The organism is Pseudomonas sp. FP1740 (genome assembly GCF_030687165.1).
In the GTDB taxonomy this organism is placed as follows: domain Bacteria; phylum Pseudomonadota; class Gammaproteobacteria; order Pseudomonadales; family Pseudomonadaceae; genus Aquipseudomonas.
Window position 1 is genome coordinate 793,552 of record NZ_CP117461.1, and the last position, 26,074, is coordinate 819,625.

General features: G+C 57.1%; 20 protein-coding genes. 10 read left to right on the forward strand and 10 right to left on the reverse strand.

Annotated elements, in window-relative coordinates:
• Positions 1 to 83: 83 nt before the first annotated feature.
• Positions 84 to 452 carry a glyoxalase superfamily protein gene (locus tag PSH69_RS03460; protein ID WP_305411054.1) on the forward strand — a complete coding sequence of 123 codons (369 nt, stop codon included), beginning with the start codon at positions 84 to 86 and terminating at the stop codon, positions 450 to 452.
• 109 nt (positions 453 to 561) lie between these two features.
• Here PSH69_RS03460 and PSH69_RS03465 read toward each other — a convergent pair whose 3' ends face one another.
• Positions 562 to 2,481 carry a methyl-accepting chemotaxis protein gene (locus PSH69_RS03465; protein ID WP_305411055.1) on the reverse strand — a complete coding sequence of 640 codons (1,920 nt, stop codon included), beginning with the start codon at positions 2,479 to 2,481 and terminating at the stop codon, positions 562 to 564.
• 259 nt (positions 2,482 to 2,740) lie between these two features.
• Between PSH69_RS03465 and PSH69_RS03470 the strand changes: the two genes are divergently transcribed.
• Both PSH69_RS03470 and PSH69_RS03475 read left to right on the forward strand, forming a co-directional pair.
• The gene (locus tag PSH69_RS03470; protein WP_305411056.1) at positions 2,741 to 3,412 is read left to right on the forward strand and encodes a histidine phosphatase family protein; all 672 of its coding nucleotides are present in this window, start codon (positions 2,741 to 2,743) and stop codon (positions 3,410 to 3,412) included.
• Between the two features lie 34 nt (positions 3,413 to 3,446).
• Complete coding sequence (locus tag PSH69_RS03475) at positions 3,447 to 4,310, forward strand: phosphatase PAP2 family protein (protein WP_305411058.1); 864 nt, start codon at positions 3,447 to 3,449, stop codon at positions 4,308 to 4,310.
• Here PSH69_RS03475 and PSH69_RS03480 read toward each other — a convergent pair.
• Positions 4,261 to 5,700 (reverse strand): glycosyltransferase family 39 protein, encoded by a 1,440-nt coding sequence (locus PSH69_RS03480; protein ID WP_305411059.1) that lies wholly within the window; start codon positions 5,698 to 5,700, stop codon positions 4,261 to 4,263. The genes PSH69_RS03475 and PSH69_RS03480 overlap by 50 nt on opposite strands.
• Before the next feature lie 192 nt (positions 5,701 to 5,892).
• On the opposite strand from PSH69_RS03480, the gene PSH69_RS03485 reads away from it, so the two are divergent.
• Positions 5,893 to 6,417, forward strand: a complete 525-nt coding sequence (locus PSH69_RS03485) for a GNAT family N-acetyltransferase (protein WP_305411060.1) — start codon at positions 5,893 to 5,895, stop codon at positions 6,415 to 6,417.
• Positions 6,418 to 6,776: 359 nt separating this feature from the next.
• Here the strand turns inward: PSH69_RS03485 and PSH69_RS03490 are convergent, their stop codons facing one another.
• The 4 genes from PSH69_RS03490 to PSH69_RS03505 all read right to left on the reverse strand — a co-directional run bounded on the left by PSH69_RS03490 (position 6,777) and on the right by PSH69_RS03505 (position 9,572).
• Positions 6,777 to 7,145, reverse strand: a complete 369-nt coding sequence (locus PSH69_RS03490) for a DUF6124 family protein (RefSeq protein ID WP_305411061.1) — start codon at positions 7,143 to 7,145, stop codon at positions 6,777 to 6,779.
• Positions 7,146 to 7,372: 227 nt separating this feature from the next.
• Positions 7,373 to 8,413 carry a DMT family transporter gene (locus PSH69_RS03495; RefSeq protein ID WP_290371283.1) on the reverse strand — a complete coding sequence of 347 codons (1,041 nt, stop codon included), beginning with the start codon at positions 8,411 to 8,413 and terminating at the stop codon, positions 7,373 to 7,375.
• On the reverse strand, positions 8,413 to 8,571 hold the full coding sequence (locus PSH69_RS03500; RefSeq protein WP_305412909.1) for a hypothetical protein: 159 nt from the start codon (positions 8,569 to 8,571) through the stop codon (positions 8,413 to 8,415). The genes PSH69_RS03495 and PSH69_RS03500 overlap by 1 nt, the downstream gene beginning before the upstream one ends.
• A 428-nt stretch (positions 8,572 to 8,999) precedes the next feature.
• Positions 9,000 to 9,572 carry a LuxR C-terminal-related transcriptional regulator gene (locus PSH69_RS03505; RefSeq protein WP_305411062.1) on the reverse strand — a complete coding sequence of 191 codons (573 nt, stop codon included), beginning with the start codon at positions 9,570 to 9,572 and terminating at the stop codon, positions 9,000 to 9,002.
• 152 nt (positions 9,573 to 9,724) lie between these two features.
• On the opposite strand from PSH69_RS03505, the gene PSH69_RS03510 reads away from it, so the two are divergent.
• The 3 genes from PSH69_RS03510 to PSH69_RS03520 are packed head-to-tail and all read left to right on the forward strand — an operon-like array spanning position 9,725 to position 13,826.
• Entirely contained in the window at positions 9,725 to 10,900 is a 1,176-nt protein-coding gene (locus PSH69_RS03510; protein WP_028939923.1) for an acetyl-CoA acetyltransferase, read from the forward strand.
• 2 nt (positions 10,901 to 10,902) lie between these two features.
• Positions 10,903 to 12,444 carry a class I adenylate-forming enzyme family protein gene (locus PSH69_RS03515; RefSeq protein WP_305411063.1) on the forward strand — a complete coding sequence of 514 codons (1,542 nt, stop codon included), beginning with the start codon at positions 10,903 to 10,905 and terminating at the stop codon, positions 12,442 to 12,444.
• Positions 12,445 to 12,485: 41 nt separating this feature from the next.
• Complete coding sequence (locus tag PSH69_RS03520) at positions 12,486 to 13,826, forward strand: MFS transporter (protein WP_305411064.1); 1,341 nt, start codon at positions 12,486 to 12,488, stop codon at positions 13,824 to 13,826.
• 468 nt (positions 13,827 to 14,294) lie between these two features.
• On the opposite strand, the gene PSH69_RS03525 is transcribed toward PSH69_RS03520, so the two are convergent.
• Entirely contained in the window at positions 14,295 to 15,170 is an 876-nt protein-coding gene (locus PSH69_RS03525; RefSeq protein ID WP_305411066.1) for a WYL domain-containing protein, read from the reverse strand.
• A 119-nt stretch (positions 15,171 to 15,289) separates the two neighbouring features.
• Here PSH69_RS03525 and PSH69_RS03530 point away from each other — a divergent pair, with 119 nt between their 5' ends.
• Positions 15,290 to 15,547: a hypothetical protein gene (locus PSH69_RS03530; RefSeq protein WP_305411067.1), complete on the forward strand. Its 258-nt coding sequence runs from the start codon at positions 15,290 to 15,292 to the stop codon at positions 15,545 to 15,547.
• A 298-nt stretch (positions 15,548 to 15,845) separates the two neighbouring features.
• On the opposite strand, the gene PSH69_RS03535 is transcribed toward PSH69_RS03530, so the two are convergent.
• From PSH69_RS03535 to PSH69_RS03545, 3 genes are all read right to left on the reverse strand, one after another.
• A complete protein-coding gene (locus PSH69_RS03535) occupies positions 15,846 to 17,549 on the reverse strand; it encodes a LeoA/HP0731 family dynamin-like GTPase (RefSeq protein ID WP_305411068.1) in 1,704 nt (567 codons plus the stop codon).
• The gene (locus PSH69_RS03540; RefSeq protein ID WP_305411069.1) at positions 17,549 to 20,794 is read right to left on the reverse strand and encodes a DUF726 domain-containing protein; all 3,246 of its coding nucleotides are present in this window, start codon (positions 20,792 to 20,794) and stop codon (positions 17,549 to 17,551) included. The genes PSH69_RS03535 and PSH69_RS03540 overlap by 1 nt, the downstream gene beginning before the upstream one ends.
• A 725-nt stretch (positions 20,795 to 21,519) precedes the next feature.
• Complete coding sequence (locus PSH69_RS03545; RefSeq protein ID WP_305411071.1) at positions 21,520 to 21,813, reverse strand: hypothetical protein; 294 nt, start codon at positions 21,811 to 21,813, stop codon at positions 21,520 to 21,522.
• Positions 21,814 to 22,197: 384 nt separating this feature from the next.
• Here PSH69_RS03545 and PSH69_RS03550 point away from each other — a divergent pair, with 384 nt between their 5' ends.
• Both PSH69_RS03550 and PSH69_RS03555 read left to right on the forward strand, forming a co-directional pair.
• Positions 22,198 to 24,495 (forward strand): AAA family ATPase, encoded by a 2,298-nt coding sequence (locus PSH69_RS03550; protein WP_305411072.1) that lies wholly within the window; start codon positions 22,198 to 22,200, stop codon positions 24,493 to 24,495.
• Positions 24,492 to 25,796, forward strand: a complete 1,305-nt coding sequence (locus PSH69_RS03555; RefSeq protein WP_305411073.1) for an McrC family protein — start codon at positions 24,492 to 24,494, stop codon at positions 25,794 to 25,796. The genes PSH69_RS03550 and PSH69_RS03555 overlap by 4 nt, the downstream gene beginning before the upstream one ends.
• The last annotated feature ends 278 nt before the right edge of the window (positions 25,797 to 26,074 follow it).

The window sequence follows — 26,074 nt, forward strand, 5'->3', positions numbered from 1 at the left end:
GCAGTTAAAGAAAGCCGTCGCCAAGCCGAAGCGCTGACATCCAGCCCAGCCACACTGGGCTCTTTCAGTCAGGGAGTTACCCTATGAGTTTCGGCAAAACCACCCCGATCCTGCGGATTTTCGATGAAACCAAGGCTTTGGAGTTCTACGTCGAGTTTCTGGGGTTCAAGATTGATTGGCAGCACCGCTTCGAGGCGAACCTCCCGCTGTACCTGCAAATCTCCCGTGGCGAATGCGTGCTACACCTCTCCGAACACCATGGCGACGCGACACCGGGCTCAGCCCTGCGCATCGAGACTGATGAGCTGGAGGCGTTCCGGCAGCAATTGCTGGCCAAGGAATATTCTTTCGCTCGGCCACAGATCCAGGCCATGCCATGGGGTAGCCAGGACATGACCGTGGCCGACCCGTTTGGCAATCGGTTGGTGTTTACCAATGCGATTAGTGTCTAAGCGTTAGATAGCATTCGCGGGCAAGCCTCGCTCCACAGATTGGTCTAAAAAACTGGACCGCTACAGGCTTGCCCGCGAAGGCGATTGATCATTCACCACAAAGTGTATGTCACACCCGGAAGTGACTCACCATCATCTGCAACTGATTGCCCAACCGCGCCAGTTCAACACTGGACGCAGCGGTTTCGTCGCTGGCGGTGGCGGTCTGTTCGGACACGTCGCGTACGTTGATGATGCTGCGGCTGATCTCCTCGGCCACGGCGCTTTGTTGCTCGGCGGCGGCAGCGATCTGCTGGTTCATTGACTGAATGTTGGACACCGTGCGGGTGATGTTTTCCAGTGATACGCCGGCCTTGCGAGTCAGCGCCACGCTGCTGTCGGTCAGGGTACGGCTGTTGTTCATCACCGCCGCCACTTGTTGAGTGCCGTTCTGCAAGCCGGCCACCAGGCCTTCGATTTCTTCGGTGGATTTCTGTGTGCGCTGGGCCAGGCCACGGACTTCGTCAGCCACCACCGCAAAACCACGACCAGCCTCACCGGCACGGGCCGCTTCGATGGCAGCGTTGAGGGCCAGCAGGTTGGTCTGCTCGGCCACGGCTTTGATCACATCCATGACGCTGCCGATCTTGTCGCTTTCCTGCTGCAGTACGCTCATCGCTTCAGTGGAACGCACCACTTCGCTGGCCAGGCGCTCGATCTGGGCGATGGCTTCGTTGACCACTTTGTCACCTTCGCGAGCTTCACCGTCAGCGGCGGCTGCGGCCTGAGAGGCTTCTTCGGCGTTGCGCGCGACTTCCTGCACGGTGGCCGTCATTTCGTGCATGGCGGTGGCGACCTGATCGGTTTCCACTTTCTGGCTGTTCACACCCGCGCTGGTCTGTTCGGTCACTGCCGACAGTTCTTCGGCGGCGCTGGCGATCTGGGTGACGCCATCGCGGATGCCGCTGATCAAATCCCGCAGGGTCACGCCCATGCGCGCAATGCCTTGCTGCAACACGCCGAGTTCGTCGCGGCGGGTGACTTTGATGTCCTGAGACAAGTCACCACCGGCGATACGCTCGACCACTTTAAGGGTATCGCGCAACGGACCGGTGATCTGACGGGTGATGACCACGGCGGCGATGATGCCCACCAGCAACGCCAGCAAGGTGCTGATCAATTGCAGTGTGCGGGCCTGGGCGCTTTCGGCATCACGGCGGTCGAGCTGGAATTGATACAGCTTATCGCTCAGGGTCACGATGGCGGCGCCCTGATCGGTCATTTCCTTACGCGCCTGCACCGCATCGGTGTTTGCGGCTTTATAGGCTTGCAAGGCACTGCGGTAGTTGCTCAGGGCGGTTTCCAACTGACGCAGCGCATCTTGTTGGGTCTCGGCGAAATGCGCGTTCAGCGACTTCAGGCTGGCGATGGCCGCATCCAGTTGGGAAACGGCCTTTTGCTCGGTCTCGGCATTGGTGTTAGCGGTGTAGCCGCGCACTTCATAGCGGGCAAGAATGAACGCTTCCTTGGCGGCGGTGATGGCCAGGAACTGTTCGAAGCGCTGATCGCTCAAGGGCATTTGCTGCACACGGATATTGATCGCATCGATCAGCTTACTAGCGGTTTCGGCGTTGGCTGCCATGGCTTCGCGGGCGCTGTTGCCGGTGCGGTAGGCGCTGCGCATTTTGTTCAGCGACGTCTGATAAGCGGCGATGGTCGCGGCCTGCTCTTTGAGCATTTTGACGTTTTCAGGGTTTTTGAAGCTGCCTAGCAGAGCGGTTTGCTGAGCAACAAAACTGTCCAGGGTGGTTTGCACATTCTGTGCGGCGGTTTCGTCGCCGTTGGTCAGCATGTATTGCAAGCGAACCACGCGCAGCTTGGTCAGGCCGGCATTGAGCTGAGTGATGTCGCTCATCCAGTTGCTGCGGTCAATCAACCCGCCCAGGCTGGTCCAGCCGGTCAGGGCGAGGATGCAGGTCAGTGCCAGGACCAGGCCAAATCCCAGGCCCAGTTTCAGGTTCACGCTGATGTTGCCGAACCAGCTATTCATCAAATTCCTCCAGGAACGTTGCGCTTTCGATCGTCGGTTGGCTGGAAGATTTTTGTTTTTGGGAGCCAGCAAGGTGTGTAGCAGGTATGTATCGGCCGCAATCCCGGGAGCTGAAAGGATTTTGTCGGATGGATTCTGTAACAAGGTTTTAGGCAGGTCTTAAGCTTTTTTTCACATGGGTTTCACCAGCAGCCGACGCGAGGATCTCTACTCTTGCCGTTTTGAATGATGCTGACGCTTGCCGGCGAGGCGGTTTGATGTGGAATTGAGACTGAGTCTGTTCGGGATAAAACGCTCGATCGATCTGAGCCGTTTGGCCCGTTATCGAAACACCGCGGTCATCGTGGCCTCGCTGCTGCTGGTGATTCCGCTGACCGTGTGGCTGTTGCGGCCTGCGGCTGTGCCCGATCTGTCCCATGGCAATGTGGCGGGTGCCCGTGCGCTGGCTGCGGGTTGGGCCAAGGGCGACATGATCGTGCTGGTGCGTCACGTTGAGCGTTGCGATCACTCCACCGCCGCCTGTCTGATTGGCAATGATGGCATTACAGATCGCTCGCGCAGTGTGGCAGTGGGGGTCGGTGCGCAGTTTGAACATCTGGGCCTGAACAAGGCCGATATCTATAACAGTCCGATCATCCGTGCGGCACAGACCTCCAGTTATATGTTCAACAAGGTTGGCGTCGGCGAAGACTGGTTGATCAACTGCCGGGGCAGCATGTTACGTGATGCTCTGGCGCACAAAGTGGCCGGGCGCAACCTGATTCTGGTGACTCATAGTGAGTGCATGTCGGAACTCGAAAAAGAGCTCAAGCTGCCGACTGCTACTCTAGGCTACGGCGCTTCTCTGTTTATCTCCGCTGAAAAACCTCAGGAACCTCGCATGCTGGGTTCCATCGAAGCCTCTGACTGGCATTCGGTGACCACCGAATGAGCTTCTTCTTCATCCCTCTGGATCTGGACGTACGATGCTGACTTCTTCCCGTTACCGCTTTTACTGGGTGAACTTTGGTATTCCGCTGGCCTGCGCGGTAGTGGTGTTCCTGATGTTTGACATGACCAAAATCGACATCGCTTTCAGCGATCTTTTTTATGACCCGGCTACCCGGCTGTTTCCGTTGGACCATGTCCGTCTGTTCGAGCAGATCACCCATAAATGGGCGCGAATCATCCCGAACTGGACTGGTGAGGTCGCGATCATCGGTGCCTTGCTGTCATTTCTCTGGCCGCGACTGAAGGCTGAAAAACATTCGAAGATCATCGCTTTCCTGGAAAAGGTCAAAGTCGCGCCCGTGCTTCGGTTCGCCAGTAAACACCGCCGGGACTTCCTGTATGTGGTGTTCGCGTTTTCCATCAGCACCGGCGTTATCCACTACCTCAAGAGCCACACCAGTGTGTATTGCCCGGTTGAAACCACTCAGTACGCCGGGAAAATCGAGCACAAGGAGTGGTACCAGAATTTTGACCTGCTGAAAGAAGCCGGTGACGGTCGCTGCTGGCCGGGTGGGCATGCGTCGGGTGGCTTCACCATGCTCGCGCTGTACTTCGTGGCTCGCCGCTACCGCTGGCGGTACGCTAAAGCGATGATGTACGGCTCGCTGCTGCTCGGTTTCGTCTACGGCACGACACGGGTCCTGCAAGGCTGGCACTACATGTCCCACACCTTTTGGGCCGGGATCTTCGTGTGGCTGACGTGTTTACTGACGGCATTGGCGTTCTATGGGCGGGCGCGACTGGAGCTGCCGGTGCTGCAAAAGGCTGAGCTGCCCATCGCTGAGCCGTTTACAGGGTTACAAAGTAGTAAGCCTGACGCCCCACCGTCATTGTCTTGATCACCTTTAAGGGCGCGGCGGGTTCATTTACACCAGACATGAGTGCCACATTAGCCGGTGAGGCACTCAGAAACTCATGCAATTGCGCCTCGGTATCCAGGCCTTTGAGTACGCGCCGGGTGTAGAACACGCTGGCGCCGCCCTCCCGCTCGTTGGCCTGAAACAACGCGACCTGCTGTCCGCTAGCCTGAAATGCCTGAATCTGTTCGGTCAGCGGCAGGAAGGACAGTGTGCGATCGGCGTGAGGCAGTGCCCATTGAGCCGCAGCAACGTAGCTGCCGATCACCACGGCCAGTATGCCAACGCCTACACCACGACGATGCCGGACAATCAGCCCCGGCAAGGTCGACGCACCGGAGTAGGCTTGAAGCCGCTCGAACAGCACGCTCGCATACTCCGCGGCAATCACCGCCGCCGCCGGCGTCATGGACATCAGGTACACCGTGCGTTTGCTCGACGCCAGAGTCAGCATGATGAACTGCGCCAGCAGCCACACCGTGAAGAACAACAGGTAACGATTGGCCATCAGGCTTTTGCGAAAGTGCCACAGCCCCAGGTACACCAGAATGTTCCAGGGCGCGAAGGCCTCCGGCAGCTTGGCCAGGTAGTAGTAGAACGGTTCGTAATGCCCGGCCTCGACGAAGGAGCCGCTGAAGCGCCCGACACTGTTGGTCAGCAACACTTCCCCCACGGCATGCACACCATCGCGCTGATACAGCACCGCGAGCCAGATCATCAGCGGCACCAATCCCAACAGTGTCAACACGCCGGGGCGCAGCCAGTCCGAGGGCTTCAGGCGCTTGTCCATCAGGGTTCCGGCCAGCAGATACACGAAGATCACCACCCCCGGCATCGCCAGCCCCAGTACGCCTTTGCTCAAGGTCGCGATGGCGATCCCTGATGCAAACAGCAGGGCATTGCCGGCAGTCGAGTGCTGTGTCCCCTGAAAAAACGCCAGCAGCGCCATGCTCACGCCGAAGGCCAGCAACGCGTCTTCGCCGACGCTGCGCGTGTTGCTCCAGTAACTGGCCATGGTCGCCAGCAAAATCCCAGCCGTCCAGGCAATAACCTTGGGCCGGTCGAACCGCCGCAGCATCGCGTACAGCAACATCACGCTGAACAACCCGGCAAACGCCGACGCCAGCCGCACCGCCCACGGCGTACCGCCGAATGCGCGAATCGCCCCGGCGTCGAGCCACAAGCTCAAGGGCGGTTTTTCAAGAAATGGCTCGCCGAACAAATGCGGGGTCACCCAGTCGTGATCCAGGTGCATCTCCATGGCAATTCCGGCCACCCGGGCCTCCGTGGAACCTTGTAATTGGTGATTGCTTAGGGCGAAGAAAAACAGCAGGGCGGCGAGCAGGAACAATGAAGAGGCGGGACGTGACATGAGCTTCTGGCTAACCGAGCAGGGGACCGGGAAGTTCAAGCATATGAGCTGAATGCTTAACGAAACATGAACGGCCTGCGCGAGGTGACGGGCGATGTTGGGGCCGCACCAACGGGGGCGATCTGAGTAGCAGCGTCCTTCCACGCGCTGTTATTGTCTGACGTCGCGGAGTTTGTAGTTAAGGATGATGCATTGGAGCTTGCGCTGACAGTTGGCACTCACACATTGAGATTGAGCGCCCCCGACCCCGAATGGTGTAAAGCGTTGCAGCATGCGCTGAACGCCAGTTTTACAGTCCACTCCAAATTTCTGTCCTGGGCCAAACCCTACACCACCGAGGACGAGGCTCGATCGTTCCTCGCGCGGGCAGTCGAGGAATTCAAAAGCGAAACCGGTGAGCGGCGGCTGTTTATTGTCGACGATGCCGCGCACGCGATCATCGGCTGCATTGGCTTGAAGCCCCGTCGTCGCAACCGGTATCTGGTCGGCTATTGGGTCAATACCGAGTATTCGGGCAAGGGCTATATGCGCACGGCGCTTGAAGCGTTGATCAAAAGCACGCCCGGTTTCACGTTTTACCTGACCATCGCCTCGGCCAATGTGGCGAGCCAGCGGCTGGCCGAAGCGGCCGGGTTTGGTTTGATCAGACGGTGTTATCAGAGGCCTCGTTTGCAGCCGCATGAGGCGCAGGATACGTATTTGTATCGGTTGAAATGATGATGGAGCAGTCACTGGAACCGACCGCTAACCAAATCGCAGGCAAAAAAAAGCCCGCGGGAGGGCGGGCAAACCGTAGTTTCTTGAATGAGCGAGGGGAATGTACAGGTTGGAGGGAGGCGGTGGGGTGAAGAAAAATTCATGTGGATGGATGGCTTCAGTCGCTCGTTCGTAGCTTTACCAAAGGTATGAAATGAAACTGCATTGTCTCGTATAAGTAACATTCAGCTTCAATTGTCACGTATACAGAACATCTCTACCCATTCAAAGCCCAAAAAGGCACCTGCGATATTCTCGTCAGGTGCCTTTTTGTGTTGGGGGAGCGGTAAAGACTCCATTCGATCAACGAGCGCGATCACTCAGTGAAGAACGGGAGGCTCTCCCACGGCCACCGACGCGTTCGGATCAAGGTTATCCTTCGCCCGGTTGACCAAAAGCTCGGTCAGCATCGTCAACTGCTGAAGCGCCAGTGCCACATTGCGCTGTGGGCCTTCGAGTCGGTCGGCAAAGTCCAGCGTCATGACGTTGAGGGACGCCAGGGTTTCGCTGGCGTGAGCGAGCAGGGTGGGCATGTCGACGTCGGGGCGGACGCTGAAGATGTTCCTGTTCAGGTTGCGCCGGCGGGCGCTGACGGCGCGTTCGGTGGTTTTGGGTTGTTGGGTCGGGTCGAGGGTTTCAGGTTGTGAAATGGCCGTATTTTTCAGTGGGATTCGGGTGATCTTTTTCATAAGGGCGTTCCATTGGTTTGGGGATCCTTACGTGATTTCGGCTTGTTAAAACCATCCGCAGGGTCGCAGCGAAGGGTGAAGACTATCTTTCAGAAATGTTGTTCACCAGTTCATGGCAGTCGCTACGGGTTGCAGGAAAATTCCCAGGATGACGTGGTTCTAATCTGTCAGAGAAATCCTTTTTTACTACTGTTGGCCCTGAGCAACTGCCACATCGTGTCAGTCGCTCAGTGTTGGTGCCTGTGATGGATATCGGGAAAGTGCGGATGACTGTGTTTGATGGGCGCGTGGTCGTGTAAATGGCTATGAGGTTCAGTGCCGTCCCACTCAAAGGCATGTTCATGTTGATGGTGTTCATCGTGAATATGCGGATGGTCATGTGTTTGCGGATCGTGTTGGTGCTCGTGAGAATGGCTTTCGGTCAGGTGTATCCAGACGCCAACCCCCATCAGGCCGGCAGCCACCCAAAACACCCACGTCACCGCTTCGCCTAACAACAGGATCGAAATAGCGGCCCCCAGGAACGGTGCAGTAGAGAAGTACGCACCTGTGCGCGCGGTGCCAAGCCCCCGCAAAGCCAAAACGAATAGCACCAGGCTAACGCCGTAGCCCAAAAAGCCTACCAGTAGCGTTGGCCCCAATAGAGACAATTCAGGGAGATGCATGCCAAGAGCTATCCCCAAAGCGCAGTTGACGACCCCGGCGACCAATCCTTTGATGCCAGCGATAAACAATGCATCCGATGCGGAAACCTTCCGGGTAAGGTTGTTATCGATGGCCCAACAGAAACAGGCAATCGCCACGGCGACCGGGCCAACCCAACCATGGATCCCTGCGGAAGTTTGAGGCCAACCCAAGAGCACGCCACCGGCAACGATTGCGATCATTCCAGCGACGATCCGCCGGTCGGCGTTCTCCTTGAACACCATCCAGGCAAGCAGGGCGGTCAACACCGCCTCAAGGTTTAGCAACAGCGAAGCAGTGGTAGCTGATGTGAGGGTAAGGCCAAACATTAAAGACACCGGCCCCAACACGCCGCCGAACGCGATAGCGCCAATGAGCCATGGCCATTCGGAAATGGTTAAACCGACAGGCTGCCAGCCGCGATCACGGATCAGCCGGGTGACCGTGAGACCCAAGCCACTTCCCAGGTAAAGCAAACCGGCGAGCAAGACGGGTGAAACGTTCAGCCCCAGGACCTTGGCAAGCGGTGTACTGGCACCAAACAGCGCTGCAGCACCCAAGGCGTATAAAACGCTTTTGTTCATCATCTGTTCCGTAGCAAAAGGCATGGTTGAGAAACACGATACTCGTCATGCATCGACAGCGCATTGAATCGAATCCACAAAAAAGGCACCGCTTCGGTGTCGATCAGCAGCGACGCAATAGTGCAGTCGATGCCGGTGATCGGCATGTATCGATCCATGACAAAACCTCCATTCGATCAACGAGTGCGATCACTCAGTGGCAGACGGGCTCGATCGCCGGCATGGGCGAATCGAGGTTGTCCAGCGCTCGATTGATCAACATCTCAAGCGGGCGCTGACGGCGCGTTGGGTGGCTTGGGAGAGTCGGGTCAGGTCGAGGGTTTCGGGTTCTGAAGTAGCTGGGTTTTCAAGCGGCTTTCGGGTGGTCTTTTTCATAAGGGCGTTCCATTGTTTTAGGGGGCCCTACGCTATTTCGGCCTGTCAAAACCGTCCGCTGGGTTGCAGCGAAGAGGGAAGACCATCTTCCAGAAATGTTGTTCGCCAGTTCATGGAAGCCGCTACGGGTTGCGGGAAGTTCCCTGAACGTATTTCCTTGAATCTCGACCTCCCGACTTATATGAAAGAACTTCTCTCTATTACCTGCCCGTCAACTCACAACAATAATCTTCGAAACCAGCTCCGCGCTGTTCTTGGCCTGTAGCTTTCTCATTAGGCGTGCGCGATGGACTTCCACGGTTCTGTGGGAAATCGCCAGTTTTTTTGCCACTTCCTTGCAGGTCAGTCCATTGACGATGTGCATCGAGATTTCTCGTTCGCGGGGCGTGAGGTTTACCGTCGCGTAGTGCGGTCGGTCCATGCGTTCGAAGTGCCAGACCATCAGTTTGAACGGATCGTCCAGAGTCAGGGTATAGCCGTGGGACCTGGCCCAGAACACCTCGCCGCTTTTATGTTGCATGAAGCGTTCATCGGAGTAGGAGCCGCTCTGGCTGTTGAGCAACCAGTTCTGGCTGCGGTTGCCAATGGCCTTGTAGTCCGCCTGGGAGGGGTAGATCAGCAGGGTCAGATGACCCAGAAGCTCCTCGCGAGCGTAACCGAACAGCTCCAGAAATGCCTCGTTGCAGTCGAGCATCACGCGGTTGCCGGTGATGAGCTGCGGGGCGGGTGACACCTGGAACGCCAGACGTTCAAGGTCTTTGAGTTGCTTTGCGAAGACGGTCATTGGGCATCCTGCCTTGACTAACAATCCCTTACTAACGATACCGTGGGTCAGTGCGGTTACTTATGCGAGTACGTAGTTGTACGAACTAGCGAGTGATCCGGGCGGTAGGTCATTGTAATGAATACCTGATCCAAGCACAGAAGAAAATCACCATGCCCCATTCCGTTTCCATCGTCGCTGCCGCTCACTCCCGTTTTGGTCGTCTGGACGGTTCTACGCTGGAAGACCTTATCGTGCAGGTTACCCGCGAAGCCCTGGCGGATGCCGCCATCGACGCCTCAGAAATCGACGCCCTGTTCCTCGGGCATTTCAATTCGGGGATGGTTGCGGATGGTTTTCCCGCTTCATTGATGCTGCAAGCCGACGAAGGCTTGCGCTTCAAGCCTGCCACCCGCTGTGAAAACGCCTGCGCCTCGGGCTCGGCGGCGATTCACGCGGGGATCAACGCGATCCTCTCAGGCTCTGCTGAGCTGGTGTTGATCGTGGGCGCCGAGAAGATGACTTCCAACTCTACAGCCGAGGTCACCAAGGCACTGGCCGGTGCCGGTTATCAGAACGACGCCCAAGAGGCCGGGCTCAGTTTTCCGCAGTTGTTCGGCCTGGCTGCGCAACAGTACCGTGACCGCTACCAGTGCCCGATGGCATCGATGGCCGCCATCGCCACCAAAAACCACTCCAACGCCATGGCCAATCCCTTGGCGCAGATGCACCGGGTCATGGATTTCGAACATTGCAACAATGTGTCCAAAACCAATCCGTATGTGGCGCAGGCGCTGCGTCTGACCGACTGTTCGCTGATCAGCGATGGGGCTGCCGCCATTGTGCTGGCCTCGTCCAGGCGAGCCAGCCAGTTTCGTCGTGAGGTGCTGATTCGCTCGGTGGCTCAAGTCAACGATTTCCTGCCGATTGCCCAGCGTGACATCATCGCGTTTGAAGGCCCACGGCGTGCGATCCATTCGGCTTTGCGCGGGGCTAATGTCACCTTGGGCGATCTGAGTTTTGCCGAGGTCCATGACTGTTTCACCATTGCCGAACTGCTGATCTACGAAGCCATGGGCCTGGCCCCCAAAGGCGAGGGGCACCGAGCGCTGGATGACGGTACTGTGCGGGCGGGCGGGCGTTTGCCGGTGAACCTGTCTGGCGGGCTCAAGGCCAAGGGGCATCCTGTGGGCGCCACGGGGGTATCGATGCACGCTATGGCCTTTTGGCAGTTGACGGGCGAGCCTGTCGGCCTGGCCGTGCCGAACCCCGAGTTCGGTCTGTTGTTCAACATGGGTGGCATGGCGGTCGCCAATTATGCCTCGGTGCTTCAGGCTCACAGGGCTTGAGCATGAACATTGCCAACTGGCTGAACGACGCCGGCCGACGCTGGCCAGAACGTCCAGCGTTATTTGAGGGGCAGCGGCAAGTCGCCGACTACGCCACGTTTACCGCTCATGTCCGGAGTCGTGCCGCGCAGCTCATAGGCGAGCACGGCATTGCGCCCGGCGACCGTGTGGCGCTGTTCATGAAGAACAGTTGCGAATACCTCGAATTACTCTATTGCATCTGGTGGATTGGCGCGGTCGCGGTGCCGATCAACTGCAAGCTGCACGCTGTTGAAGCTGGCTGGATCGCCAACGATGCGCAAGCCCGTCTGATCTTCACCGAGGGCGGTAAGGTGTTCTCGCCCGAGATGTTGCCGCAGGGCTGTTGTGAACTGAATGAAGCGGTCAGTGTGGAGTGTGCTTCGTTCGATGCGACGACGTTGGAAGATCCTTGCTCTCGTGATGCCGATGACCTTGCCTGGCTGTTCTACACCTCCGGCACCACCGGGCGATCCAAGGGGGTGATGCTGTCCCACGGCAACCTGACGGCCATGTCGCTGTGTTATCCGCTCGATGTTGATCCGGTCAGTCCGGATGATGCAGTGGTGTACGCGGCCCCGATGTCCCATGGCGCCGGCCTCTACAACTTTATCCATGTTCGTTGCGGGGCTCGTCATGTTGTCCCCGAATCCCGTGGTTTCAAGGCCGACGAGCTGTTCGAACTGGCGAGCGGACTGCGCAATCTCATGTTGTTCGCCGCGCCAACCATGGTCAAGCGCATGGTTGAACAGGCTCGGCGCCAAGGCTACGGCGGCGACGGGATCAAAACCATTGTCTACGGTGGCGCGCCGATGTACCTGAAGGATCTGCAAGAAGCGGTCGAGACCTTTGGCGCGCGGCTGGTGCAGATCTACGGTCAGGGGGAAAGCCCGATGACGATCAGCGCTTTGTCGCGTGAGTTGATCGCGGATCGAAACCGTCCCGACTGGGCGTCTCTGGCAGCTTCCGTGGGGCGGGCACATTCGTGCATGGAGATCAGGATTCTGGACCCTGAGCACCGGCCGTTGCTTCCCGGCCAGTCAGGGGAAATCGCCGTGCGTGGTCCCACCGTCATGCAAGGCTACTGGCGCAACGACGCGGCGACTCGCCAGACCTTGGTGGATGGCTGGCTGTTAACCGGCGACATTGGCTTTCTTGATCACGCGGGTTATCTGACGCTCACCGATCGCTCCAAGGATGTGATCATTTCCGGCGGCTGCAATGTGTACCCTCGGGAAGTAGAAGAAGTGTTGTCGCAGCACCCGGAAGTATTTGAAGTCTGTGTGGTTGGCGAGCCAGATGTGCAGTGGGGGGAAATGGTGGTAGCGTTCGTCGTTCCCCGTACAGCAGGATCGCTCGATGAATCTTTGCTCAACGCATGGTTCGTCGAACGCATGGCGTCATTCAAAAAACCGAAGAAGTACGTATTTTGCACGGAGCTGCCCAAGAACAGTTACGGCAAGATCCTCAAGACCGAGCTGCGCCTCTGGTTGAAGGAGGTCGCGAACGGCACTGCAGTTCCCTGAGTTGTGTTTCCCATGGATAAAATCAGACAGGAGTCCCTCACGTGGGCATTCAACAGAAAAACCCGGCCCGGCAACGGCGTCGGGCGTTTATCGGTGCAACATCCGGCCACCTGATCGAGTGGTACGACTACGGCGTCTATGGTTTTCTCGCCGTCTATATCGGCAAGGCGTTCTTCGTCTCTGATGACCCGACTACCAGCCTGCTCGCCAGTTTTGCGGCTTTTGCCTTGAGCTTTTTCATCCGGCCTCTGGGAGGGCTGTTCTTCGGTCCGCTGGCGGACAAGATCGGTCGGCGCAAAACCCTGATCACCGTACTGGTGATGATGGCCGGTTCGACCTGCTTGCTGGGGTTGCTGCCGACCTATGCCTCGATAGGGATTGCAGCGCCGATCATTCTGGTGTTGATCCGCTGTGTACAGGGCTTCTCGGCCGGCGGCGAAATCGGCACCATCACCAGCTTCATCTCCGAGTACGCCGGGCCTGGGCGACGCGGCTTCGCCACATGCTGGTTGATGGTAACGGCGGTGCTCGGACTGTTACTGGGCGGTGCCGTGGCCAACGGCATGACTTGGGTCATGGGCGCTGACCTGATGCAAGCCTGGGGTTGGCGCATTCCGTTTTTGATTGCGGCGCCTCTGGGCCTGATCTCGATGTACATTCGCCTGAAGCTTGAAGACAGTCCCGAGTTCCTGGCATTGCAGCGCGCGGGGGAGACCTCCAAGGCGCCTCTGCGAGAAGTCTGGCAGTGGAAACGGGCGATTGCCCTGGTGTTTTTCATCATTACCCTGCACAGCTCGATCTTCTATCTGGTGCTGACCTTTGTTTCGACCTACATGTCGAGCATTCTCAAGTTCGACAGCGGCACGACCTTGCTCTACGTCTTTGTTACCAGCTTATCGGCCGCAGTCGTCATGCCATTTGGCGGTGCGTTCACGGATAGAAACGGGCGTAAGCCGTTTCTGTTGGTGGTCGGCACCCTGGCCACCCTGGCGATGTTCTGGCTCTTCAAATCGGCCCCCACGGCGACGCCTGCTTCGTTTATCTACCCGTTGATGGCGGTGGCCATCCTGTTCGGCCTGTATGCCTCGTCGACTTACGCATTAATGAGCGAGTTGTTGCCCACCCGAATCCGCTCCACCGGTATCGCGGTGGCGTACAACATTCCGGTGGCGGTATTCGGTGGTAGCGCACCGCTGATTTCTACCTGGCTGATCAAGGTGACTGGAGACATTACGTCGCCCTGGTACTTTTACATAGGCACGGGGGTGGTGTCGTTGATTGCGTTGGTGCTGTTGCGCAAGGAGGATTTTGTCGCCTGTGCAAGTCCCGTCGAGGTGCCGGGCGTTGGGCGAGCTGATATGGCGTTGGCCCCCGCGCCTTGAGCATGCACGCGATAGACAAAGTCCCAGATGCAACAAAGCCCGCGCAAGGCGGGCTTTGTTAATGCTTGAGGATAGGCTCGCACAAGAGGGGCGAACCAGATTTCATTGATGGATTTCAGGCACAAAAAAAGACGTCCGTGGACGTCTTTTTTCGTTGAAGTGGTGGGCCGGGGTAATTTGAATTTGGTTAGTAACATATTGATTAATATTGGGAATTCCTGTTTGTATTTTTAGCTGGAATACCGATTGGAATACTGCGAAAAGTATTCCTAGCCTGCCGATAGCCAGCTCGGCCGTCAACTGTCGGGCGACCCTTGTTCCAAGCACAGCCACTGCGCTAAAGCACTACGGCGTAACAGGCGTTTCTAGTCTGTCCAGCATCAGCAAAACAATGAGCAGAAGCTGCGTGCCGAGCGGGTTGGCGCAGTCACGCAGTTTATCTCGCTTGACGCTGCGAAGAGCTAAGTGTCAGTACTTCATCAACCACGGCTGCAGTTCCTGGAGGTTGCTCACCACCAATTGCTGGGCCTCAGGCAGTATTGCCATGTTGCGGTGGTCGATCTGATATCGCTGCAGCACATACTTCACCAGTGCCCGGCGGCTGGAGACCACCAACTGTCCCTGCGTCATGCCGAAGTCGGTTTCGATAATTGCCTTCTGCGCCGCGTTCAACCGCCAATCAGGCTCGAAGATGATCGGCACCTCTATATTCCAATCTTCGTCCTGCTCGCGGGTGTTTGGCGACGCGTCGAGCAAGTCTGGCTGCCCACGCAGGCGGCTGAGGACAAAGTCGCGGTACTCGCCGTTCTTTTCGCAGTAGGCCCGCACGTGCCAGCGCATGCCGGTGTAGACCAGCGTGTGCGGTGCGATCAGGCGCACCTCGACGTTGGGGGTGTTAAAGGAAACATATTCGGTTTCCAGGCGCAGGCCTTCACGGCAGGCCTTGAGCAAGGGGCGCAGCACTTCGGGCCGAATGGGCCGATCAGGCACTTCCAGCACTCTGGTATGCGCATAAGCCAGTGCCAGCCCGTCAATGTGCGGGGCACGTTCATTGTTCTGGTAAAGCAGGTGCAGATAGGCGCTGGCGCTGTTGTCGATGAATCGCGGCTCGAACTGCTCGCTCGGTACATAGCCCTTGATTTGCTTGTCATACGTCAAGTTTTCGGGCGCATGTTCTGTGATGTAGGTATTGATGTCTTTCGACGCCTGCTGGCGGCTGATGCCAAAGCTCTGCATCAGGTGGCCCGTGGTCAGGCGGCCCTCCCACCAGGCAACGGTTTCGATCAGACGATAGCGAAGTGCCAGGTCCCAGCGTACCTGCTCGATGGATTGCTTGCGTTTCATACCCTCTCCATGTGCGCGATTACTTTACCTGTATAAGTCTACATTCTAGACGTGTAATTTTACATTACATATCTTTGACTGGTCTTCGGAATACATCGAGGGCAGCAAAGGACATGAGCATGACTATGCCGGAAGTGGTTGCGACGGGTGCATTGGTAGCGATGGGGATCATCCTGTTGGTGCTGATTCAGCAGGGGTTGAAGCTGGGCGAACTTGGGAAAAAGGTGGAGCATTGCCAGCGGGATTTGCGCTGGTTGCAGATTTGGGAGATGGAGAACCGTGAGCTGCGCTCGGCGTTGCGGGCAGAGCGGGAGCATGTGGCGCAGTTGCGGCGCAAGGTGGAGTTGCTGCAGGGGTTGGTACCGGTTGCGCAGTAATGCTTGGTAGCGTTCTACAGGAGTAGGCATTCATGCCGATAAAGCCAAAGCCCTTCACGCTGCAGTGTGAAGACTGCAACTGGAAGAAGACCATCGCTCCGCGCAGCGATGCATTGATGCCGGGGGAGTGGCTCGTAGTGTGCCCGCGGTGCGGTAGTACTGATCTGAAGATGCGCGTAGCGGGATGGCTCGAGGCTGCTGTGGCGGAGGTTTTGGCGCGGCGTGGGCGTTAGCGGGACGGCGGGCAGTTTTGATTAGCAAGCGCCCGCCGCATTCTGCAGCGGGCACCGGAAGTGGGTCAGTTTATTCGCTTGAATTCCGCGTCGATAGCTTCAGCTTCTTCGCGCCATGCCTTGAAGCGTTGCTGACGTACACGGCTTTCATCGACATTGACCTGCAGTTCCTGTCGGCGGGTGTTGAGCAGCAGGTAGTCAGGGAAGAACTGCTCCTTGAAACGCTCCGAGTTAACGACGGCAAGGAAGTCCTGACGCTGCTGCTCGAAATTGTTAACCATCTCTGCAACTGACTTCTTGAAGGCTTCTTCGCGCTTGTACTGTTCCCAGCTATCCCAGGCTTCAATGGCCACCCCGATGAAGGCCAGCGCCCCGTTGGCGCCTTTGGCAAACTTTACGGCGCCCCACGGTTTGAACTTCAGATACTTTCCGATATCCATGCCAACCGTCTTGGCAATAGTAGTGAGCCCATCACGCGCAGCCAGTACCGTGGTGTTGTTGATCAGGTTGCCTTTGAGCACATGGTTGATGCCTTGCTTGCCCAGTGCCTTGACGGTGGTATTGAAGTGGTTGACCTCGCTATCGAAGCCCACTTGCATCTTTTCGACCTCAAGCGTGATCGACTGCGTCTGGCGGCTGAACTCGTTTTGCAGGCGGGTGGAGACGATGATGCCTTCTGCGCCGACCTCGCGCTCGAAAAAGTCACCGAAGGTTTCCAGGCTGGAACCCTTGGCCTGCAGGATCAGATCAGAGAAATAGCGCGTGGCAAAGTTGCGCAGGTTAATGCGCGCCTCTTCGATTTGCTGACCGGTCACTGCCAGTTGATTGACCAGGCGAGTGTTGAGCTCATCAAGCCTGGCAACCTCTTGGGCAACCTTTTCGTCGTTCTCGATGGCAACAGGTAGCTGGTTGTTGAGCACGTCACGGATCACGCTGGCGTGCATCTCTTTTGCCAGTGCGGCGCCGCCGCCATTCTGCTGGATCTTGCCAGTGGTGGCCGCCTGCAGGGTAGCAATATGCGACAGCTCCTTGAACTGTCCAAGGTTGGCCAGCCAGTGCTCCACGCCCATGTCGAAGGGGTTGGCGGCCACTGCAACGATAGACAGTTCGGCCGCCTCCTTCTCAGTCAGCCCGATCTGTTCGCGAAGGCGGCCTGCCACATTGTTGCGCTTGACCTGCAGGTTGGACTGGTAATCCTGCTCATCCTCTACATCAGCCACCTCATCGAAACGGCTAAGAACGAAAATGGTGCGGGGTAGCAAATCAAGAGTGCGGAACAACCAGGTCAGGTCATCCTTGTGGCTTTCCTTGACGGGGTTGGTCGAGTTCATCACGTACAGCACCAGGTGTGATTCGCTCACGTACTTTTTGGTGATGTCCTTGTACTTCTCGACGGTGTGCGTTTCGGTATTTTCCTGCTGCTTGAAACCGAACAGCCCGGGGGTGTCGATCAGTACGAAGTCTTCGCCGACCTCGTAGACTTTCACCTCATTGGATGACTCCTGATGGCTGATCTTCATGCTGGACCTGTCCAGCTTTTCCATCCAGGCCGCCGCGATGGAGGTCTTTCCCTCAGAGAAGCCGCCAATCAGCGCAACCTTGAGTTTCTCACCCGACATGCTGTTGATGACATTCTGCAGCTTGCTGATCAAAGCAGGATCAATCGGGATGCCGGCCTGCGCACCCTGCCCGAGAAAGTCTTGCAGCCTGTCGAGCAATGTCAGCGCGCTTGTCTGTTGCGCCTTAAATGTCTTGAGCGTGTTTTCCATTACAGATTTCCTGCGATTTCAATTTGACGGGAGAGAACTTTTAGGCGGTTTGTCGAGCGAGACAGCGTGTTTACCTGATTGGCAGCCTGTCTGGCGGGTGCTTCAAGGGCGAGGTCGAGTTGCTCAATGGTCCCCTGCATATCGCTCAGTGCCGCGTCCAGGCTTGCCTCCAGTGATTCGCGCAGTTGTTCAATAGCACTGCGTAGGTTTTTATCAAGCGCCTGGCGTTGTTGGGATTTTTTGAAGTCCTTGTCGATTGCACTCCATAGCGCTTTGCCGACCGCGATCAGGAAAGTAAGTGCCGCGCCCCCGGCGACCCACAGGCTGGCCCCGCCAGTGAACGGTGCCGCGGCGATGCCTACAAGACTGGCCAGCAGCCCCGCAACCTTGATGCCGTTGTCGATCTTGATGTTGAGGTTGAAGCGCTCGTTGAAGCGCATGCTGCCCAGCTTTGCGTAGCTTGCGGTCAGCTCCTGGGCATGCTTCTCGAAGCGTTTGAGAATGTCTTCGGCCGCCTTCTGGAATTTGCCAACCTCTGTATTCACCGCCTGGGGCAGTTCTTTGCCCAGCAACTGCTGCTGGGTTTCAAGCTCGTCGGTCAGTGTACTTTTGAGTTCATCATTGCTGATATTGGTTTCGATCTTCGCATAGACGTTGTTGCGTACGTTGCTGGCGAATTGGTCGATCAAGGTTTCGCCGCAGGATTCCAGCCGCTTTCTCAGTGCCTGGAAGCTACTGCTCAGCTGGCTTTTCGCACTCTGCTCTTCCTGAGAGAGCTTTCTCGACAGCGCGCTCAGGGTTTGCTGAACACCTGAGAGTGTTGAGGTAGTCTGGTTGAGCGCTTCATTGGCCTTGTTGAAGTTGGCCCTGATGATCTTGGTATTGCCGTCAAGGATCAGCCGGTCGCCCAGCAGTTGCAGGAAAGCGCGCAGACGGGACTTTTCCAGCAATTCGTCGGCGCCAAAGTCTTCAAGCATCTTGCTGCGCCGTTTGGCATTCTGCGAGCCCGGTGCGAGGTGGTCGGTCGAGGCGAGGAATGCCGGCAGCGCGCTGAGCGGGAACATCTCCTGATAGTGTTTGCCAAGCTGTTCGCTCATTTTCTCGTCAAGGCCGGCAAGGCTGATGCTTTCGTCGTCGGAGATAAGTGGTCGGTTGGCCAGAGAGTGCTTGGGGTTGGTGATCTTCTTGTTGAACAGTGTCCAAACTTCGGTTTGCGCCCCGAGGTGCTGCTTGATCTTCTCCAGTGTGCCTTGGTGCTGGCCATCGCCCGTTTGTGGCGGTGCGGGCTGGTTGGTGACATAGAACACGGCGTGAGCGGTCTGCACGGCCTTTTCTATTTGGTCGAGCACCAAGCCTTCCTTGCCCTCGATACCCGGTACATCCAGCAGTGCAAATGGTCGACCGTCCAGCTCGAACTCATAGCGCTTCGTCTCTCGGGTGTAGTCGGCCTGGCCGTCGCCAATGATTTCACCGTCGGCATGCACCTGCAGTTGCGCCACCAGGGCCGCCAGCTGGCTTTCATTTTCCAGGCGTTGCTGCACCATCGTCTGTTGATGCTCCTTCGCCTGTACTTGTTGAGTGGCAAGTGCTGTACAGGCCAGGTCACGTGCTGTTGTTACCTCACCTAGCTGCCGCTCTAGCGCAAAGCGTTCCTGGTCTGCCTTCTGCCGTTCAGTGCTTAGAGCTGCGGCAGCGATGTCGCGTGCCTGAGTGGTTTCGGTCAGTGAAGCCGTGGCGGCATTCAGCTCGAGCTCTTCCGGCATTTTTCTGAACAGGCTCAAGAGCGACTGCCAGAGTGAAGCGGTGCTTTTACGTGTGGCGAGAAGCGTATGCAGGCGGGTTACGGCCGCAAGGGCGTCCTTATTTGCCTGCTCATGTTGTTCAAACTCGCTGCCCAGACGCTGAGTCAACTCGCCGGACCGGACATTAGCCTGGTCGAGGGCGCTCCGGGCTTCACTGAATGGCTGTTCGAACTGCTGCATTGTGGCATTGAGCTGTTGCGTCAGTTCGCCAAGTCGCGCTTCGACTTGCTCGATATCCTGATGCAGCCGCTGCAGGTTTTCTTCCGTCATCCCATACTCTTTGCGCAGCTTGCGAAACGCCTGCTGACTGGCTCGCTTGCTAGGCTCCTGAAGCAGGATGCGCAGGGTTTCGATAAGGGTTGACTTGCCCGCGCCGGTTTCGCCGTAGAAGGCAATGGTGAAGGTGTTCCACTCGGCATTCTTCTCCAGTTCGGCGAGCCGCTCATACAAGGCTTTGCGATGTTGCTCAAGCCGCAGGAGTGCTTCTTCGCGTGCCTGGTTCAACGCGGTGTCATCGGAGGGGTGTCTCAGTTCTGCGATGATGAGTGCCAGCTCGTCGTTGATTTGCTGGTAAACGTCACGTGGGCTGTTCAGTTCAAGTTTCATGTTATGAGCTTTGGCAGTTTGCGCGGACATGGGGGTTGGCATTATGGCCTCTGCAGGTGCTTTGACAGGCTCTGGCGAGGGGGGTAAGAACGCCTTGAAGCGTGTTTCGGTCAGTACCTCAGCGAGCCGCTCCCAGTAATCGGTGTGGCCAAAGTCGTTCATCTCGATGCTTTCGAAGTGTTCGACCTCGTTACGCCCCAGGCAGGTTTCTCCCACGTTTAGCAGCAGGGTCTTGTCTGCCTTCGAGTAGGCATTGATCAGTCGCCCCCGAAGCAGGCCACGCATCTTGCGGGCTTCAATGGCTGTGACCTCGACGGCTGCGGCCATTAGCAGCACATCGTTGATAGCCAGTTGTTGCCTGCTCGAAAAGTTCTTGAGGCTGCTGATGACCAGCCGGCCGCCAAGCGAGTGGCCAATCAGGTTGATGGTCTTGATCTGCGGGTGGTTGCTGAGCAGGTACTGCTGAAGCTGTTCGAGCAATACCGCGCCCATGCTTTCCGCGCGTGCGCGGGCCTGAGTGAAATTACCCATCCGATCCTTGGCGATCGAGCCCACAAGGCCTAGAGACCCCACGGGGGCACCGGTGAACGCCGCGCCGGCATTCAGGCCTGCAGCGGCAAGCTTCCAGGCTGAGGATTTGTCGAACCGCAAGATGTGATTCGAAGGCCAGAACGCGAAGATGTTGGTGAAGTGCTTTAGCTGCTCAGGGATCCTGTCGAGTAGGAGTTGCTTGTCTTCGTCGCTATGCCCGGCGCTGTAGCCGTGGATGAAGATGTTGGCTTCTGTATTGCTGGTGCTGGCAGACCGCGCGCTCCGGAAGTGGAATGATTGGGGCATGGGGGCTATTCCCTATCCACGGTGATGCTACTTTTCGGGCAGCGCTTGTGAGGAAAAGTGGTGTGGGCGCTTTGCAGACGGGGGCGGCCAGGTTGGGGGCCTGAGGAGAGAGTCCCTGGGTTGGGCATTGCTACTTCCTTGTCGTCTTGAACTGGGGGCGACGTTTGCTTACGTCATTTACGTGGCGAATTTACCTTGTTTAGATGGCGGTTTGCCATGTTGGCGGTGGCTTGTCTGAATTGGAGGGCAGTCAAGTGAGAATGAGGGGCGGCGACCGGCAGGCGCCGCTGATGCAGATACCCTGATCAGGTGCGCCAATGCCGAGTCGTCCGAGGGCATCAGAATATTGAAATTTGCAAAGTGCTTATCGTTTGCCAATAGCCAGTCCATTGGTAATTCGGCACTTCGTAGGCTCGAGACCGCCCCAGTGGTTAGACGGGAAACGGCCGGCGTTTACCACTGTTCCGTCGGCTGTCTGGACCTCCAGAACGGCATTCCACAACGACACCCGGGCGCTTCCAGCATAGGGTCCAGGCACAGTAGATGGGTCACGTTGGTTTTGGCACGGCATTCTGGCCCATCGATGAGCTGGCCCTGATAGCCAACCACCAGCAGCCAGTGACCTTCGCCGCCCGGCCAGTCCACGCCGACAATCGTTGAGCATCCAGCACTTACCGCGGCGACCAGATCAGTAACAAGCGATCGGGTAGTGCCGTTGAACTTCTTTAAGCTGAGCTGGTTGCGGAGCAGTCCAGCAACCAGTCCAGATCGTACTCATCGGTACCGCTGCTTATCAGGCCTCCGAACTCGATCAAGCGGTTGTGAAACTTCCCCAACCGGGTGCGGCCATCGTGCAGGCCCATGTAACTAGCCTCGAAGCGCGTGACGATGCCGTTGGCTAACAGGGCCATCATCAAGCTGTAAGGGCCACACGCCCCGTCGAGATCGCCTTGGCGAAAGTGCACCACCTCGCCGATTTCGTTTACTGGCCCAGATGGGGAGAGGGATAGCTGGGGCATTACGTTCATTACGTTCAAAGGCATGCGTCCGATGCAGGGGCTAGCGGCCGGTGTGGTTGGTCATTCGCGAGGAAATATCCGAAAGTAGTGGTTGATGGTGGCTAATTGCCCCATGTCTGTCGAGTATGAAACACTGGGTGCAGACTTCAGCGCATCATGCCCCTTTCGGCATCACCCAGCAGGATCTTGCGTCGAGACTGATCAACAATGCTGGGGACGCCAGCCAATCATCGTGCGCTGTACATCGATTCTTTTCGGGGCTTGCAAATCAATTACAGCCTAGAAGACAAACCATCATATGGGCTCGGGGCGAATTGTTATCGAGCCTGGTCACATTGACTTCGGCCAAGCCCGTTTGACGCTCAAAAATACTGGAGTGCACCTGTGAGTCATGCGCAAGGAAAGCTGTTCAAAGTCTGGTTAACCGATACTGGGAAATCACCGAATACCGCCAATGGCTACCGTTCTGCCCTCAATACCATCAATAACCACCTGGGACGTGATGTGCTGCTGATCACGGACGTGGATGAGTTGACGATGCTCTACCAGCAATACGGCCCAGGCGGTGAATTTGCGGAGATTGGTGCGAGCAACAGCAACAACGTGCAGAGTGGGCTAAAGCAGTGGCTTGAGTATCAGCGACAGCTTTCGCGAGGTGCAATTGCGGGCTATGCCGATCAGCGTGTGATTCAGCTTCTGGATAAAGGCACCGTTGAGGAGCAAGCGTGGGTCTGGATGTTGCTCACGTGTTTCCGTGAACGCTACCCGCAGGCTGATCACTGGACGGTTAACATCACCCCAGCGGATATCCGGATTGGCGTGCGTGAGCAAAACAGTCTGAAAGGAAAACCTGCATTCACCCTTTACTGGTATGGAGGTGAAATATGCTGTTCACTTCGCGGAGTCGCGGATCATCGGGCGCTGATGGAAGCGCAAGAAGAAAGCTGGGAAATCAGCGCGCAACGCTGTCCCACTCAAGCCGATGTAGAGGCTTGGATGAGCACCGTTGACAAGGTACTTGAGAACCGGCAATTACCATTGAAGGGGAGTGGGTTGGTACCTAGTGACTATGGCCAGGCTGAACCAGAAGGTCCCGAGGCAGTTATCGACTTGTCGGCAACCAAGCCCCCGCTCAATCAAATATTGTTCGGCCCGCCCGGTACCGGCAAAACGTACGCCACCATCAACCAGGCATTGGCAATTCTTGCGCCCGAGTTCCTAGCGCAGAACACCGGCAATTCTCCTGAAACTCGCCAGCGGTTGAAAGCCGAGTTCGAGCGCTTGGCTTCTGCGGGGCGCGTGCGCTTCGTGACCTTCCATCAGAGCTTCAGCTATGAAGACTTCGTCGAGGGCATCCGCGCGGATTCAGACAGTGAAACGGGGCAGTTGCGTTACCCCGTAGAAGCGGGTGTATTCAAGCGCATCTGCGACGACGCCAAGACGCAGCCTGTTGCAGACTTAGGGGTTCGCCCCAACGCTGCCATCTGGAAAATTTCCATCGACGGCTCTGGCATGTCACCCAGCAAAAACTATTGCCTGACGCATGGCGAGGCCCGAATTGGATGGGGCGATAGCGGGGACTTAAGCGAAGACTATAAAGCCAATGACTATTACCAGGGCCTAGGCTCCGGTGATAAAGGCACACTCAACTACTTTGCTGAGCAAATGGCAGTGGGGGACGTTCTGTTGTGTATCCAGTCGGCTGAGAAGGTCGGCGCCATTGGAGTAGTGACGAGCGAGTACCGCTATGAAGCCACGGTGCCCGACGGGGTGAAACCTGATTATCAGCATGTGCGCTCAGTGCGTTGGCTTTATCGGGACATCAGCCTGTCCATTCTGCCCATCAACGATGGCTGTCAGTTCACGTTGAAAACCGTCTACGCGATGAATCGATTCACCTGGGCAGACTTGCTGACTTACTTGCAGCACGAAGGTGTTAAAGCTGTTGAAACCTCAGTATCTACCTCGCCAGCGGACACGCCTTATGTGCTCATCATCGACGAGATCAACCGGGGCAACGTGTCGCGTATCTTCGGCGAGTTGATCACCCTGATCGAGCCTTCCAAGCGCGATGGTGCAGATGAAGCGCTCAGCCTGCAACTACCCTATTCGAAAAAGCCGTTTACCGTGCCTCAGAACGTGCACCTCATCGGCACCATGAATACCGCAGATCGTTCGCTGGCCGGGCTCGACATCGCTTTGCGCCGGCGCTTTGTATTCAGAGAAATGTTGCCAGAGCCACATTTACTGGATGGTACTACGGTCGAGGGGGTGAACATTGGCCAATTGTTGAGGGTGATGAACCAACGTATCGAAGTGCTGCTCGATCGCGAGCACTGCCTGGGGCACGCCTACTTTATGCCGTTGCTGAACGGTGGCACGCTGGCGCAGTTGGAGCTGATTTTCCGCAACCAGGTACTGCCGCTGTTGCAGGAGTACTTCTTCGAAGATTGGCAACGCATCCAATGGGTATTGAACGACCACCGTAAACCCGTCACCGATTGTTTCGTGCTGCGCGAAACCCAGAACTTGCTGGCGCTATTTGGCGACAAAGTACCTGCGCAAGACCAGGTGTGGCGTATCAACCCGCTGGCTTTCAGTCGGCCGACGGCCTATGCAGGGGTGATCAGTGCCCATGCCAGCACTCAGGATGCCACTACCCCGGAGGAGCAAACAGCGTGAGCACGAACGTTATCGTTCGGGAGTACGCCAGGCTTACCACGGCGCCGGTGCCGCCGGGTAACCTGGATTGCGCGCACATTTCGGAAACGGCGTTCGACTGGCTGTGCGACCTCAGCGCAAGCTTCAACCGCGCTGGCGCGACCCTGCTGCAGGTCGAGGGCCGGCAGTCGCTTAAATGGGACAGCTATGTGGGCGTTATCGAAACTCCCTGCGGCACACGGCTTGAAATACTGCCCAAGCATTTCGAACAAGGTGACTGCGTGCTCAAGAGCCGCACGCTGTTACGAAAGTTGATTCAAGCGGCGCTGTTTTTAAAGCCACGGCAGGTATCAGTCACGGCGCTGGAATTGTTCGATGCACCGCTCACTGAATGGGTGATCGGGCAGTATCTGAATGAGCTGGATGCCTTGGTGAAGCGCGGTATTCGTTTCGACTACACACGCGTTGAGGAGGAGCGACCTTTTTTGCGTGGCCAGCTCAATGTAGTGGCGCAGCTCCGCCAGCCCCCGGGCCGGCAGCACCAGTTTCAAGTGCGTCATGACGTCTACCTGCCGGACCGTGCGGAAAACCGGTTGCTGAAACTCGCGCTGGAACAGGTCGCCAAGGTAACCCAACTGCCTGCCAACTGGCGTCTCGCCAACGAGTTGCGCGCCTTGTTAGCAGAGATACCTGCCAGCCGGCACGTCGCACAGGATTTCCGCCTGTGGAGCCGTGATCGCCTGATGGCACATTACGGCGCCATCAGGCCCTGGTGCGAGCTGGTCTTGAACCAGCAGATGCCGGTTGCGGTGCAGGGCACTTGGCAAGGGGTAAGCTTGCTTTTCCCGATGGAGCGGTTGTTCGAGAACTATGTGCAGCAGTCGCTTGGCAAGCAGTTGAGGCCGGGTGTTGAGCTGACAGCGCAGACCTCGCAAGCGGACCTCTGCCGCCATGGCGACAGAGGAATATTCCGGTTGAGGCCGGACTTGCTCATGGATACTGCCGAGCAACGCTGGGTGTTGGACACTAAATGGAAACGCATTGACCAACGCAACGCTGAGCAGAACTACAACCTGAGCCAGAGTGATTTTTACCAACTGTTCGCGTATGGCCATAAATACCGTAACGGCGGACGTGTGCCGAGACTGGTGCTGATTTACCCATACTGGGCTGGGTTGCAGCGGGCGTTGCCAGTGTTTGATTACGGGGACGGGCTGCAGTTATGGGCGCTGCCGTTCGATTTGGAAGGGGAGTGCTTGCTGGATGCTGAGGTAGCTGGTGTGCCGTTGGAGGGGGAAACGCGCGGCACGGTCAGGGGATAGCGTTGCTTGCTGCGGTTGTAGCGTGCTGCATTGGTATTCAGTTCGGGCTTGACGCGGTCGTTGTTACTCTCTAGGACGGGGTGACGTACTTGAGGGGCAGTGGTGGAGACTTTTCGGGTTGTTATCCCGCAGGTTATGACTTGCTACTAGCTTGGTCCCGAAAGACTCCCCATTTCTATTTGAGACCTGCGACGAATTTTCTTCTGATAGGATTTCCCTTGGTCGACCGGGGTAATCTGAAACGATTTTCTATCCTATTGAAAATAAATAGGAAATTA

What these genes read in the sequence shown, in the direction of transcription:
- PSH69_RS03515 (WP_305411063.1), top strand. Translation starts at nt 10,903, where the DNA reads ATGAACATTGCCAACTGGCTGAACGACGCCGGCCGACGCTGGCCAGAA.
- PSH69_RS03540 (WP_305411069.1), bottom strand. Translation starts at nt 20,794, where the DNA reads ATGCCCCAATCATTCCACTTCCGGAGCGCGCGGTCTGCCAGCACCAGC.
- PSH69_RS03465 (WP_305411055.1), bottom strand. Translation starts at nt 2,481, where the DNA reads ATGAATAGCTGGTTCGGCAACATCAGCGTGAACCTGAAACTGGGCCTG.
- PSH69_RS03505 (WP_305411062.1), bottom strand. Translation starts at nt 9,572, where the DNA reads ATGACCGTCTTCGCAAAGCAACTCAAAGACCTTGAACGTCTGGCGTTC.
- PSH69_RS03535 (WP_305411068.1), bottom strand. Translation starts at nt 17,549, where the DNA reads ATGGAAAACACGCTCAAGACATTTAAGGCGCAACAGACAAGCGCGCTG.
- PSH69_RS03495 (WP_290371283.1), bottom strand. Translation starts at nt 8,413, where the DNA reads ATGAACAAAAGCGTTTTATACGCCTTGGGTGCTGCAGCGCTGTTTGGT.
- PSH69_RS03490 (WP_305411061.1), bottom strand. Translation starts at nt 7,145, where the DNA reads ATGAAAAAGATCACCCGAATCCCACTGAAAAATACGGCCATTTCACAA.
- PSH69_RS03525 (WP_305411066.1), bottom strand. Translation starts at nt 15,170, where the DNA reads ATGAAACGCAAGCAATCCATCGAGCAGGTACGCTGGGACCTGGCACTT.
- PSH69_RS03460 (WP_305411054.1), top strand. Translation starts at nt 84, where the DNA reads ATGAGTTTCGGCAAAACCACCCCGATCCTGCGGATTTTCGATGAAACC.
- PSH69_RS03475 (WP_305411058.1), top strand. Translation starts at nt 3,447, where the DNA reads ATGCTGACTTCTTCCCGTTACCGCTTTTACTGGGTGAACTTTGGTATT.
- PSH69_RS03510 (WP_028939923.1), top strand. Translation starts at nt 9,725, where the DNA reads ATGCCCCATTCCGTTTCCATCGTCGCTGCCGCTCACTCCCGTTTTGGT.
- PSH69_RS03480 (WP_305411059.1), bottom strand. Translation starts at nt 5,700, where the DNA reads ATGTCACGTCCCGCCTCTTCATTGTTCCTGCTCGCCGCCCTGCTGTTT.
- PSH69_RS03530 (WP_305411067.1), top strand. Translation starts at nt 15,290, where the DNA reads ATGACTATGCCGGAAGTGGTTGCGACGGGTGCATTGGTAGCGATGGGG.
- PSH69_RS03545 (WP_305411071.1), bottom strand. Translation starts at nt 21,813, where the DNA reads ATGCCCCAGCTATCCCTCTCCCCATCTGGGCCAGTAAACGAAATCGGC.
- PSH69_RS03500 (WP_305412909.1), bottom strand. Translation starts at nt 8,571, where the DNA reads ATGGATCGATACATGCCGATCACCGGCATCGACTGCACTATTGCGTCG.